Annotated in this window: 14 protein-coding genes; 9 read left to right on the top strand and 5 right to left on the bottom strand. The window is 66.7% G+C overall.

Features of this window, described 5'->3' with window-relative positions:
* Positions 1–3: 3 nt before the first annotated feature.
* Entirely contained in the window at positions 4–1,242 is a 1,239-nt protein-coding gene (locus BM397_RS10420) for an efflux RND transporter periplasmic adaptor subunit (RefSeq protein WP_092424061.1), read from the top strand.
* 69 nt (positions 1,243–1,311) lie between these two features.
* On the opposite strand, the gene BM397_RS10425 is transcribed toward BM397_RS10420, so the two are convergent.
* Positions 1,312–1,557 (bottom strand): accessory factor UbiK family protein, encoded by a 246-nt coding sequence (locus BM397_RS10425; protein WP_092423648.1) that lies wholly within the window; start codon positions 1,555–1,557, stop codon positions 1,312–1,314.
* Between the two features lie 94 nt (positions 1,558–1,651).
* Here BM397_RS10425 and lgt point away from each other — a divergent pair, with 94 nt between their 5' ends.
* The 4 genes from lgt to BM397_RS10445 all read left to right on the top strand — a co-directional run bounded on the left by lgt (position 1,652) and on the right by BM397_RS10445 (position 5,405).
* A complete protein-coding gene (gene lgt / locus BM397_RS10430) occupies positions 1,652–2,539 on the top strand; it encodes a prolipoprotein diacylglyceryl transferase (protein WP_092567383.1) in 888 nt (295 codons plus the stop codon).
* Positions 2,536–3,600, top strand: a complete 1,065-nt coding sequence (locus BM397_RS10435; protein WP_092423652.1) for a class I SAM-dependent methyltransferase — start codon at positions 2,536–2,538, stop codon at positions 3,598–3,600. Before lgt ends, BM397_RS10435 begins: the two co-directional genes overlap by 4 nt.
* The gene (gene pgeF, locus BM397_RS10440; protein ID WP_092423654.1) at positions 3,597–4,352 is read left to right on the top strand and encodes a peptidoglycan editing factor PgeF; all 756 of its coding nucleotides are present in this window, start codon (positions 3,597–3,599) and stop codon (positions 4,350–4,352) included. Before BM397_RS10435 ends, pgeF begins: the two co-directional genes overlap by 4 nt.
* A gap of 372 nt (positions 4,353–4,724) precedes the next feature.
* The gene (locus tag BM397_RS10445) at positions 4,725–5,405 is read left to right on the top strand and encodes a Hint domain-containing protein (RefSeq protein ID WP_092423656.1); all 681 of its coding nucleotides are present in this window, start codon (positions 4,725–4,727) and stop codon (positions 5,403–5,405) included.
* A 42-nt stretch (positions 5,406–5,447) separates the two neighbouring features.
* Here BM397_RS10445 and BM397_RS10450 read toward each other — a convergent pair whose 3' ends face one another.
* Positions 5,448–5,948 (bottom strand): Lrp/AsnC family transcriptional regulator, encoded by a 501-nt coding sequence (locus BM397_RS10450; protein WP_092423658.1) that lies wholly within the window; start codon positions 5,946–5,948, stop codon positions 5,448–5,450.
* Between the two features lie 191 nt (positions 5,949–6,139).
* On the opposite strand from BM397_RS10450, the gene trxB reads away from it, so the two are divergent.
* The 3 genes from trxB (at position 6,140) to BM397_RS10465 (ending at position 10,349) form a co-directional block, all read left to right on the top strand.
* Complete coding sequence (gene trxB / locus BM397_RS10455; RefSeq protein WP_092423660.1) at positions 6,140–7,144, top strand: thioredoxin-disulfide reductase; 1,005 nt, start codon at positions 6,140–6,142, stop codon at positions 7,142–7,144.
* A gap of 304 nt (positions 7,145–7,448) precedes the next feature.
* Positions 7,449–9,167, top strand: a complete 1,719-nt coding sequence (locus tag BM397_RS10460) for a bifunctional sulfate adenylyltransferase/adenylylsulfate kinase (RefSeq protein WP_092423661.1) — start codon at positions 7,449–7,451, stop codon at positions 9,165–9,167.
* A 273-nt stretch (positions 9,168–9,440) separates the two neighbouring features.
* Entirely contained in the window at positions 9,441–10,349 is a 909-nt protein-coding gene (locus BM397_RS10465) for an autotransporter domain-containing protein (RefSeq protein WP_092423664.1), read from the top strand.
* A 15-nt stretch (positions 10,350–10,364) separates the two neighbouring features.
* On the opposite strand, the gene BM397_RS10470 is transcribed toward BM397_RS10465, so the two are convergent.
* The 3 genes from BM397_RS10470 to BM397_RS10480 are packed head-to-tail and all read right to left on the bottom strand — an operon-like array spanning position 10,365 to position 11,900.
* Entirely contained in the window at positions 10,365–11,249 is an 885-nt protein-coding gene (locus tag BM397_RS10470; protein WP_092423666.1) for a PhzF family phenazine biosynthesis protein, read from the bottom strand.
* Between the two features lie 9 nt (positions 11,250–11,258).
* A complete protein-coding gene (locus BM397_RS10475; RefSeq protein WP_092423668.1) occupies positions 11,259–11,486 on the bottom strand; it encodes a DUF1150 family protein in 228 nt (75 codons plus the stop codon).
* A gap of 3 nt (positions 11,487–11,489) precedes the next feature.
* Positions 11,490–11,900, bottom strand: a complete 411-nt coding sequence (locus BM397_RS10480; RefSeq protein WP_066104369.1) for an Hsp20 family protein — start codon at positions 11,898–11,900, stop codon at positions 11,490–11,492.
* Between the two features lie 171 nt (positions 11,901–12,071).
* Between BM397_RS10480 and BM397_RS10485 the strand changes: the two genes are divergently transcribed.
* A complete protein-coding gene (locus tag BM397_RS10485) occupies positions 12,072–12,296 on the top strand; it encodes a YdcH family protein (RefSeq protein WP_092423670.1) in 225 nt (74 codons plus the stop codon).
* The last annotated feature ends 3 nt before the right edge of the window (positions 12,297–12,299 follow it).

The following is a 12,299-nucleotide window of genomic DNA, read 5'->3' on the forward strand; positions in this document are numbered from 1 at the left end:
CTCATGGCTCTCAACCGACCCCGCAACCGCACCCGGCTGGTCCTTGGCTTCGGCCTCGCGTTGCTGCTCGTCCTGGCGCTGGCCGCCGCCTTCTGGCCGCGCCCCGAGCTGGTGGACCTCGGGCAGGTGACGCGCGGCCCGCTGGTGGTGACCATCGACGAGGAAGGCAAGACCGAGGTGCGCGACGTCTACGTGGTGACCACGCCCGTCGCCGGGCGGTTGCTGCGGGTGCAGGCGATGGATGGCGACGAGGTGGCTCAGGGCGACGTGGTGGCCCACATGCGCCCCGCCGCGCCCTCGGTGCTCGACCTGCGCACCCGTGAGCAGGCGCGGGCGGCGGTGGCGGCGGCGCAGGCGGCGCTGCTGCAGGCCAGGGCCGAGGTGAACGTGGCGCAGGCGGACGTTGACCTGGCGGTCTCGGACCATGACCGCGCCAAGACCCTGGCGGCGCGGGGCACGATTTCCACTGCGGCGCTGGATCAGGCCCGCACCGCGGCGCTGGCGGCGCAGGCGCGGGTCGAGACGGCGCGGGCGGCGGTGGCCATGCGCGAGGCAGAGCTGGCCAATGCGCAGGCGCAGCTCATCGGTTTCGACGACCAGGGCCTGGCCGAGGCGCTGGCCGAGGTCGGGGCCTCGGACATCCCGCTGCGGTCTCCGGTCGATGGGCGCATCCTGCGAGTGGTCGAACAGTCAGAGACTTCGCTGGAGGCCGGCGCCCCGGTGCTCGAGATCGGCAATATCGCGCAGGATCTGCAGGTGGCGGTGGACCTTATCTCCTCGGACGCGGTGCAGGTCGTGCCGGGCGCGCGCGTCATGCTCGACGACTGGGGCGGGCCGGGCTCGCTGGAGGCGGAGGTCGAGCGCATCGCGCCGCTCGGCACCACGGAGGTCTCGGCGCTGGGGGTCGAGGAGCAGCGTGTGCGGGTGATCCTGCGCTTCACCGCGCCGCCCGAGGCGCGCGCGGCGCTGGGGCATGGCTACCGGGTGCTGGCGCGCATCGTGATCTGGGAGGAGGCGGACACGCTGCAGATCCCGCAAAGCGCGGCCTTCCGCGAGGGCGGGGGCTGGGCGGTGTTCCGGGTCGAGAGCGGGCGGGCGGTGCAGGTGCCGGTCACGCTCGGGCAGGGGAACGGGCGGCAGGTGCAGGTGGTCGAGGGGCTGGACGATGGCGATATCATCGTGCTCTACCCACCGGCCGATCTGACCGATGGAGGTCTCGTGGAGCAGAGGCAGGCTGGGTAAGCAAGGGCGCGGCACGGGGCTGGTCGCCCCGGGCCAACTGATGGGATCGGGCGAGTTGCCCGAACCGGGTCAGCCCTGACCCTTCTCCAGCGCGTCGAGGCGCGCCTTGAGGCTCTCGTTCTCCTCGCGGGCCTTCTGCGCCATGGCGCGAACCGCGTCGAATTCCTCGCGGGTCACGAAGTCGCGATCCGCCAGCCAGCGGTCGATCATCGATTTCATCGCCGTTTCGGCCTCGTCCTTCGCGCCCTGCGCCACGCCCATGGCGTTGGTCATGAGCTGCGACAGATCTTCGAATACCTTGTTGCGCGTCTGCATTGGGCTCTCCGTCATATGCTTGTGTCCTATATGGGCCGAGAGCTCCCGGGTCACAAGGTTGACTTCCCCCGGAAACTCCCGTCACTCATCGCGCATGAAAGCCGCCATTCCCTTTCCGCCCCTGTCCTCCGAGGTCTTCTCGATCTCGGTTTTCGGCATGGAATTCGCCCTGCGCTGGTACGCGCTTGCCTACATCGCGGGCATCATCATCGGCTGGCGCATCGCCGTCGCCGCAGTGAAGCGCGTCCACCTCTGGCCGGGCGATCAGCCCCCGATGAGCCCCGCACAGGTCGAGCAACTGCTGACCTGGGTGATTCTGGGCATCATTCTCGGTGGGCGGCTCGGCATCATGCTGTTCTACCAGCCGGACTACTACCTGTCGCACCCGGCCGAGATCCTGATGGTCTGGCACGGTGGCATGTCGTTCCACGGCGGGTTCCTCGGGGTGCTGATCGGCTTCCTCGGATTCTGCCTCAAGAATCGCATCCCGCTCGGTTCCACCGCCGATATGCTGGCGATCTCCGTGCCGCCGGGGCTGCTGCTGGGGCGCATCGCAAACTTCGTCAACGCCGAGCTCTGGGGCCGCCCGACGGAGCTGCCCTGGGGGGTGATCTTCCCCGGCGAGGCGGCGCAGGCCTGCGGGCAGGCGCTCGGCGCGCTCTGCGCGCGGCATCCCTCGCAACTCTACGAGGCGCTGCTTGAAGGCGTGCTGCTCGGCACGCTGGTACTCTGGCTCGCACTACGCCGCGGCGGGTTGAAGACGCCGTGGCAAATGGCGGGCGTGTTCCTTGCTGGCTACGGCATCGCGCGTTTCCTCGTGGAGTTCGTGCGCCAGCCCGACGCGCAGTTCGTCTCGCCCGGCAACCCGCTGGGGCTGGCGTGGTACGTGGGCGGCTACGGCTTGACCATGGGCCAGATGCTGTCGCTGCCGATGATCCTCGTGGGCATCGGCCTCATTCTCTGGGCGCGGCGGCGCGCATGAGCGCGCTGCTTCCGCTTCTCGAGGCGCGCATTGCGGCCGAGGGGCCGATGAGCGTGGCCGAATACATGACATGGTGCCTGCTGCACCCGCAGCATGGCTACTACACCACCCGCGATCCGCTAGGCGCGGCGGGGGATTTCACCACTGCGCCAGAGATCAGCCAGATGTTCGGCGAACTGCTCGGCCTCGCGCTGGCGCAGAGCTGGGTGGACCAGGGGCGCCCCGAGCGGATCATCCTCGCAGAGCTGGGGCCGGGACGTGGCACGCTGATGGCCGACGCATTGCGCGCCATGCGAGCGGTGCCGGAGCTGATCGCGGCGGCGGAGCTGCACCTTGTCGAGGCCTCTCCCGCCTTGCGTGCCGAGCAGGCCAAGCGGCTCGGCGGCTTTGCGCCGAGGTGGCACGACAGCCTCGCAGACCTGCCCGAGGCACCGCTCTTCCTGATCGCCAACGAGTTCTTTGACGCGCTTCCCGTCCGCCAGTTCCTGCGCGACGGCGACGGCTGGCGCGAGCGCGTGGTGGGCTGGCACGAGGGGCAACTGTCATTCGGCCTCACCGACATCGCGCCGCAGGCGGTGCTCGAGCATCGGCTGACGGACACCGAGCAGGGCGACATGGTCGAGACCTGCGGCCCTGCCGAGGCGATCGTGCAGGAGGTCGGGCGGCGCATCGTGGCCCATGGCGGCGTAGCTCTGATCATCGACTACGGCGGCTGGGGCAGCCTCGGCGACACGCTGCAGGCGGTGCGCGCGCATGAAAGGGCTGATCCCCTGAGTACGCCGGGCGAGGCCGATCTGACCGCACATGTCGATTTTTGCGCGCTGGCGCAGGCCGCCCGGCCCGCCTGCCATGCGCCGATGACCGGTCAGGGCGTGTTCCTCGAGCGGCTGGGCATCACCGAGCGGGCGCGCGCGCTTGCAACACGGCTCGAGGGTCCGGCGCTGGAAAGCCACGTTGCCGCACATCGCCGGTTGACGCACCCCGGTGAAATGGGAAGTTTGTTCAAGGTTCTGGCGCTGCACGCGCCGGACGCACCGACCCCGCCCGGATTGGACACATGACGCTGGAAATCATCACCTCCGACACGCTGGCCCCTCTCAGACACGGGTTCTTCACCCGCAGGGGAGGCGCCTCGTCCGGGGTCTTCGCCGGGCTCAACTGCGGCCCGGGCTCGTCCGACCAGCGGGAGATCGTGGCGATCAACCGCGCCCGCGTGGCGCAGGCGATGGAGGTGCCGGTCGAGTCGCTGGTGACCGTCAGCCAGGTGCATTCGCCCAGGGTCGTCACGGTCAGCGGATCGCTGCCCGAGCCGCGCCCCGAGGCGGACGGGCTGGTCACCGACCAGCCGGGCATTGCGCTCGCCGTGCTGACGGCCGACTGCCAGCCGGTGCTCTTTGCCGACATCGAGGCCGGGGTAATCGGTGCCGCCCATGCGGGCTGGCGAGGCGCGCAGGCGGGGGTGCTGGAAGAGACCATCGAGGCGATGATTGCGCTTGGCGCGAGTCGCGAGGGCATAGTCGCCGTGATCGGTCCGACGATCAGCCAGCGCGCCTATGAGGTCGGTCCGGAATTCGTCGAGGAATTCATGCTCGAAGATCCGCAGAACGGCCGGTTCTTCGCGGGCGGGCAGGGCGATCGCGTGCAGTTCGACCTGCCAGCCTACGGGCTGCACCGGCTGCGCGCGGCAGGTGTCTCGGCGGAATGGACGCGGCATTGCACCTACTCCGATCCCCACCGCTTCTTTTCCTTCCGCCGCGCGACCCAGCAGCGCGAGGCTGACTACGGCCGGCTCATTTCTGCGATCCGTCTCTGAAGGGCGCGCCTCGGCCTCTCTCAAGTCCCGGGCGTCCGCCACGATTCGTCCTCTCATGTGGCGAATTGTGTCAAAGAGGTTCGCGTAACCCGGACAATCCCGACCTCGGGAGTGGATTGGCCGCAGAAGCCCCGAGCAATTCACCGAAATTTTGACAGAAATGCCAGAATGCGGCCTGATCTGGGCCAGTCGATTAGACGTCCTTCTGTCGTTGTTGGTGGGGGCCAGCACGGATGTGACAGCCTGCCAAGGGATGTTGAAATGACCAGTATTCATCACGCGGCCCTGAGCCGCGAAGATGTTCGTTCGAAAGAGTTTTCTCGGGACCCGATCGCTCTCCAGAGCGGGCGGCCTCGTCGCGCAACTTCTCTCATGCGCAAATACGAGGTCGCCGCCTTGTTGCCCGATCTCTCGATCGCCATGAAGCAGCAGATCGCGCCGGCGCTGCCGCTCTTCGAGGAGGCCTGCTCGGCCTTTGCGCGCGGGACGCTGATCCAGACGCTGCGCGGTCCGATTGCCATCGAGGACCTGCTTCCGGGCGATTACATCCAGACCAGCCGCGGCACCCAGTCGATTACCTGGATCGGCTCGACCACCTATGTTCCCGGCGTCAATTGCGAGGAAAGCGGCATTGGATCGCTGACCCGTGTCACCGCCGATGCGCTCGGACTTGCCCGGCCAGGCATCGATCTGCTGCTTGGCCCGTCGGCGCGGATGGTCGTAAGCCGCGCGCGCTTCAGGGCGCTTCTTGGGCAGGACAGCGTGCTTGTCCCGGTCAAGGACGAGGCGGATTGGGATCGCATCGTGCCGGTCACCCCGGCGGGCGGCGTGCAGCTCTATCACCTGATGGTGCAGCACCACGCGACGATCAAGGTCAGCGGGTTGGAACTGGAGACCTATCACCCGGGCAAGGCGCTGCACGCGGTGACCGGCCCGAACCTGCGGGCGCTGTTCCTGTCGATGTTCGACAACCTGTCCGAGATCCAGGATTTCGGCGAGTTGTCGATGACCCGCTCGTCGCGTGAGGCGGTCGACAACCTGATGGCCAGCTGACGCCGCTCAACGCTCGTTGCGATGCCCGGGGCCGGTCCGCGCTTAGGCGGTCCGGCTCAGCCGTTCCTCGAGCACGTCGAAGGGCACGCCGGGCTCGTCCTTTGCACCGCGGATGACCAGCGAGGTCTTGACCGAGGCGACATTCGGCGCGGTCAGCAGCTTCTCGGTCAGGAAGGCCTGGAAGGTCGAAAGGTCGGGCGCGACGCACTTGAGGATGAAATCCACCTCGCCGTTGAGCATGTGACACTCTCGCACCAGCGGCCAGCTCCGGCAGCGGTCCTCGAAGGCGCGCAGGTCTGCCTCGGCCTGGCTCTGCAACCCGACGCTGGCGAAAACCTGCACCTCGAAGCCCAGTTCGCGGGAATCGACCTCGGCGTGATAGCCCTTGATGAAGCCCTGTTCCTCGAGCGTGCGCACTCGGCGCAGGCAGGGCGGCGCGGAAATGCCCACGCGGCGGGCGAGTTCGACGTTGGTCATGCGGCCATCGGCCTGCAGTTCTGCCAGAATCTTCCGGTCGATGGGATCGAGCCTGTGGGCGGGCATGCGTCTTCCTTGAGCTTTTCGCGAATATTATACCAGACGGAAAATCAGCGCAATAATCTTTCATAATCTTGAAAGATTCTTAACGGGACGAAATTCCGGGGAAACAGTCGGAGGCGCGGGGTTTGCGTCGCCGCCGCGCGTGGCTATATGCAATTCCCAAACCGAATGCCATAGCTCGCGAGAGGCACGATATGTCCGACACCCGCCACACACGGCTCCTCATCATCGGCTCCGGCCCGGCCGGCTACACCGCGGGCGTCTACGCCTCGCGCGCCATGCTTTCCCCGCTGCTGGTGCAGGGGCTCGAGCCGGGCGGCCAGCTGACCACCACCACCGAGGTGGAGAACTGGCCTGGCGAGACCGAGATTCAAGGCCCTGAGCTGATGGTCAAGATGGAGGCGCACGCGCGCGCCATGGGCTGCGAGATCATCGGTGATATCATCACTGATCTGGACCTCGGCCAGCGCCCCTTCGTGGCGAAGGGCGACAGCGGTACCACTTACACCGCCGATGCCGTGGTGCTTGCCACCGGCGCGCGGGCGAAGTGGCTGGGCCTTCCCACCGAGGACGAGTTCAAGGGCTTCGGTGTCTCGGCCTGCGCCACCTGTGACGGCTTCTTCTACCGCGGGCAGGAGATCGTTGTGATCGGCGGCGGCAACACCGCCGTGGAAGAGGCGCTGTTCCTGACCAACTTCGCTTCCAAGGTCACGCTGATCCACCGCCGCGACGAGCTGCGCGCCGAGAAGATCCTGCAGGAACGCCTGTTCAACCACCCCAAGATCGAGACGCTCTGGCACCACCAGCTCGAGGAAGTGGTCGGCGAGGACATGCCCAAGGGCGTGACCGGCGTGAAGGTCAAGCACGTGACCACCGGCGAGATCACCGAGATCCCCGCCAAGGGCGTCTTTGTCGCGATCGGCCACGCCCCGGCGTCGGAGCTGGTGAAGGACCAGCTCGAGACCCACATGGGCGGCTACGTGGTGACCAAGCCCGGCACCACCGAGACCTCGATCCCCGGCGTTTTCGCCGCGGGCGACCTGACCGACCACAAGTATCGCCAGGCCGTGACCTCGGCGGGCATGGGCTGCATGGCCGCGCTGGAGGCCGAGCGCTGGCTGGCCGAGCAGGGGCTCGACGAGGGCAAGGATACCTCCGAGCCGCTCGGCTACGGCGCGCCGGTCGAACAGGCGTCCTGAGAGGCCGCCCGAGGCACTCGTCCGGCAAAGCCGGCGGGCTGACCCTTGCGACATGAAGACAAGCGCGATGCCGCCCCGCGGTGTCGCGCTTTTGCTTTGGCGGATAGCGGGGATGCTGCCAGTGCGGCGCTTGGGCGATGCCTGACGCTTTGGGCTGCATATTTTCGGGGCAGTGCGATGCGCGATTGGCGCAGTAAAAAACGTGGTCTTCCTAGATAGTTGAAAAATTTCTGAAGCGGTTTCTACTGGCGGTATTGGCCCACCGCGGCGCGCCAGCGCCGTTTCAGAATAAAGAGATTAGTTTATGACGATGCCCAGCAGCCTGGCTCCGATCCCCGAGCTCTATGTTTCCTACGACAGCGCACAGAAAATGAAGATGGAGGCGGCGGAACTCGTCAGCCACGATCTCAGCCCCCGGCAGATTTGTGACCTCGAACTGTTGATGAATGGCGGGTTCCATCCGCTGAAGGGATTCCTCACCGAAGAAGATTACGACAGCGTTGTCGAAAAGATGCGGCTTGCGGACGGCGCACTCTGGCCGATGCCGATCACCCTCGATGTGAAGCGGGAGTTTGCCGACAAGATCGAGATCGGCCAGGACATCGCCCTGCGAGACCAGGAAGGCGTGATCCTCGGCACGATGACCGTCACCGACAAGTGGGTCCCGGACAAGGCGAAGGAGGCCGAGATGGTCTTTGGTGCCGACGACGATGCGCATCCGGCGGTGAACTACCTGCACAACACCGCGGGCGAGGTCTACCTCGGCGGACCGATCACCGGCATCCAGCAGCCTGTTCACTATGATTTCCGCGCCCGCCGTGACACGCCGAACGAGCTGCGCGCCTATTTCCGCAAGCTCGGCTGGCGCAAGGTGGTGGCGTTCCAGACTCGCAACCCGCTGCACCGCGCCCACCAGGAACTGACCTTCCGCGCCGCGCGCGAATCCGAGGCGAACCTGCTGATCCATCCGGTCGTCGGCATGACCAAGCCCGGTGACGTCGACCACTTCACCCGCGTGCGCTGCTACGAGGCGGTGCTCGACAAGTACCCGGCCTCGACCACCACCATGTCTCTGCTGCCGCTGGCCATGCGCATGGCGGGCCCGCGCGAGGCGGTCTGGCACGGGCTGATCCGCAAGAACCACGGTTGCACGCATTTCATCGTCGGACGCGACCATGCCGGGCCGGGGAAGAACAGCGCGGGCGAGGATTTCTACGGCCCCTACGATGCGCAGGAGCTGTTCAAGGCGCACGAGGCAGAGATGGGCATCGAGATGGTGCCGTTCAAACATATGGTCTACGTGCAGGAACGCGCGCAATACGAGCCGAACGACGAGATCGCCGACAAGGACAAGGTGACGATCCTCAATATCTCGGGCACCGAGCTGCGCCGCCGCCTTGCCGAGGGGCTGGAAATTCCCGACTGGTTCTCCTTCCCCGAAGTGGTCTCGGAACTGCGCAAGACCAAGCCGCCGCGGTCGAAGCAGGGCTTCACGGTGCTGTTCACCGGCTTCTCCGGATCCGGCAAGTCGACCATCGCGAATGCGCTGATGACCAAGCTGATGGAGATGGGCGGGCGACCGGTGACGCTGCTCGACGGCGACATCGTGCGCAAGAACCTCAGCTCCGAACTGGGCTTCTCCAAGGAACACCGCGATCTCAACATCCTGCGTATCGGCTATGTTGCTTCGGAAATTACCAAGAACGGTGGAATCGCCATCTGCGCGCCGATCGCGCCCTATGCCGCCACCCGCCGCAAGGTGCGCGAGGGGATCGAGGAATACGGGGCCTTCGTCGAGGTGCATGTCGCCACGACGATCGAGGAATGCGAGCGGCGCGACCGCAAGGGGCTCTACAAGCTCGCGCGCGAGGGCAAGATCAAGGAATTCACCGGTATCTCCGACCCCTACGACGTGCCCGCCAACCCCGAGCTGCGAGTCGAGACCGAGGGCGCCGACGTCGACAACTGCGCGCATCAGGTGGTGCTGAAGCTCGAATCCATGGGTCTCATCGCCGGCCATTGATCGGCTGCCCGGATGGGCAGGGCCGGGTCGGGCATAGTCCCGGTCCGGCCATCTTTAGGGCATGTCGGGCAGAGCCCTCTCGCGACGCTGCGTCTCTCTCGCGAAATTGAGCGGCTGGCCGCCTCGGAGGGGTTTGAAGCCCCACCTCTGCCGCATATTTCTGGAACAAATCTCAGGAATCGAAGACCTCGCCCCGGCGCCGTTTCACGGCGACCGGATATGCCACCCACGCCCGGACCCATGTCGCCCTGACCTTCCCCGCCGGAGGACGCCATGAAGACCGCACGCCTGATACGCGCTCTCGCGCTGCTGATCGGCCTGCTGCCCGCGAGCGCGGGTCAGGCGGCGGACGAGCTGCGCTCTGCCTACCGCTCCAGCGTGTCCACTACGCTCAGCGCCTCGGTCGGGGCGTTCGACAGCGTGCTCGGCCATGCGCTCTCGGGCTACGGAAAGGTGCGGCTGAACAGCAAGGGCGTCTTCCTTGCCACCAATGCGCCGGGCAACGCGCCGCGCGTCTGGTGGGCCTTCGAGGCGCGGGAGTACCATGGCAGCACCAGCGGGCGGAAATTCGACATGCTGCTCGGCATCGAGAGGCCGCTCGGCAATGGTACGCGGCTCGGTTTCGCCACTGGCTACGGGGTCGCAGACCTGGACACCGGGCGGGAGATCAGGACCCAGACCCTGAGCTTCGCGCCTTACATCGAGACCTCGCTGACCGACAATATCGGGTTGAAAGCCTGGGCGGCGCTGTCGCGGCCAGATTACCGGCTTGGCAACTCGCCACGGGTCGCCTGGCGAACGGCGGCGGGGCTCAATGCCAGCGGGCGCTACGAGTTGCAGCGGATGAACCTTTCGGGCTCGGCCGGTCTGTCGCTGTCGCAGCAGGTCAGCAGCGGGGTGGGGGACGTCTCTGCCTGGCAGGTCGGCAAACTCTCGGCGACGCTTCAGACCCGCGCGACGCTGCGGCTGGAGCGCAATTTCCGCCCTTATTTCGAGCTCGGCTACAGCTACGGTGCCTGGGTCGATGCGGGGGACTCCGGCGAGAGTCAGGCCCCGAGCCTCAAGACAGGGCTGAGTTGGAGCTACAATAAACGCAGTTTCTCGCTGAGCCTGAACGGCACGCAGGTGTTCGACCCGGTACAGCCGCTGGTTCTGAACACCAACTACAGAATCCGGTTCTGACCTTTTCGAGGTGGGTCAGAGGTGGATGTCGCCTGAAATCAGCACATGCGCCTGCCCGGCGACACGGACCCCGGTGATTGCCTCGGGCGGGCCGAGCACCTCGACCTGCGCCTGACCGGGCCGTCCCATGCCGTGCCCCTGCTCGGCGGTGAAGGAGGGGCCTTCGATCAGCCCCTTCGACCACAGGTAGGCCGCCATCGCGCCGGTGGCCGAGCCGGTGAACGGGTCCTCGGGCGGGTTGGGTGGCGGCAGCAGCAGGCGGGCGTAGGTGTCCCCCGCTGCGGTGGCGCCCTCGAGCGTGACGAGGAAGGGTTCGGCGAACTCGGCGTCACCCCGCCCCATGGCCGCATGCAGGCGACTCAGCGCCTCGGGGTCCAGAACGGCGCGCTCCAGCGCGGCGCGGTCCTTGAGCACGGTGACGCAGCAGGGCAGGCCGGTCGAGACCAGCTGTGGCTGTCCGAGGATGTCGGCGGGGGCGAGCGACACGGCATCGGCCACCAGTGCCTTGTCCGGGATGGGGCCGAAGCTCGGCGCGTTCTGGGTCATCACGATGCGCGGCGGCGTGACGCTGCGGTCGATCTCGATGGGAATGAGGCCGGCCCCGGTCTCAAGCGTGACCGTGTCGCCGCTGATCAGGCCGCGGCGCAACACCGCCGCAACGGTGGCGATGGTGGGGTGGCCGGCAAAGGGGATCTCGCCACCGGCAAGGAAGTAGCGCACCCGCACGTCCGCCACCTCGGAGGGGCCGGTGAAGGTGCATTCGACCAGAGAGGTCTCGCGCACCACCGCCTTGCAGGTCTCGTCGTCCAGCGCCGCGCCGCCGTGAAGGACGGCGCAGCCGTTGCCGCCGAAGGGCGCGTCGGTAAAGGCATCCACCCAATCGATCGGCAGCGTGGTCATCGCAGGCCGTTAGTGGACGGTGACGGGCGCGAGGTCGTTCTGCCGCGCCAGCGCGAAGGCCATGCCGCGGTCGCGGACCAGCGCCAGCCGCTCGCCGTCGGCGCGGTGCACCGCGTAGAGGCGGGTCTGGTCGCCAACCTGTTCCTGCACGTCCTCGGGCAGGTCGCTCACCTCGACCGAGCGGACGTAGACGATGCGATCGGCGTCAAACTCGGAGAAATCGTACTTCGTGTTCATGGCTCAACCCTTTCTGATATTGATGGTCTGCACCACCGTCTCGGGACGGGACATGGTCAGATCCACATGCAGCAGACCGTTCTCCATGACCGCTTCCCCCACCTCGACCCCATCGGCGAGCACGAAGCTGCGCTGGAACTGCCGCGCCGCGATGCCGCGATGCAGGAAGATCCGGTCGGACCCGTCGTCCCGCTGCCGTCCGCGGATCACCAGCTGGCGGTCCTCGACGGTGATGGCGAGATCGGCCTCCGAAAAGCCGGCCACGGCGAGCGTGATCCGATAGGAGTGATCCGACGTCTGTTCGATGTTGAAGGGGGGGTATCCCTCGCTCGACTTGGCGGTGCGCTCGAGCAGGCGCTCGAGCTGCTCGAAGCCGAGCATGTGCGGATAGGAACCCAGGGTCAGTTTGCTCATGACATGTCCTTGACAGGGAAGCGACCGTCCGCCGGGCCCCGATAGCGGCAACCCGACAACAGGCAATATGGGAAGGGCAGGCGGGCAGCGCAAGGGGGATGCTGGGGGCTTTGCTGGCGCGGAAAGAGTTGGTATTCTTGTGCTTCCCGTCACGTCGAAGGACAGACCCCCATGAATGCGCCGCAAGACATCTCGATGAAGACGGAAGAGGTGTTGCGCGTGGAGCTCGAAGTCTTTCGACGCGAGCACCGCGATCTCGACGAGGCGATCCTCGCTCTGCAGGAGCGCGGCACCGCCGACCAGCTGACCCTCCAGCGGCTCAAGAAAAAGAAGCTGTTCCTCAAGGACAAGATCGCGATGATCGAGGACCGGCTGACCCCCGACATCATCGCCTGATCC

The organism is Alloyangia pacifica, from assembly GCF_900116195.1.
GTDB classification, from domain to species: Bacteria; Pseudomonadota; Alphaproteobacteria; order Rhodobacterales; family Rhodobacteraceae; genus Salipiger; species Salipiger pacificus.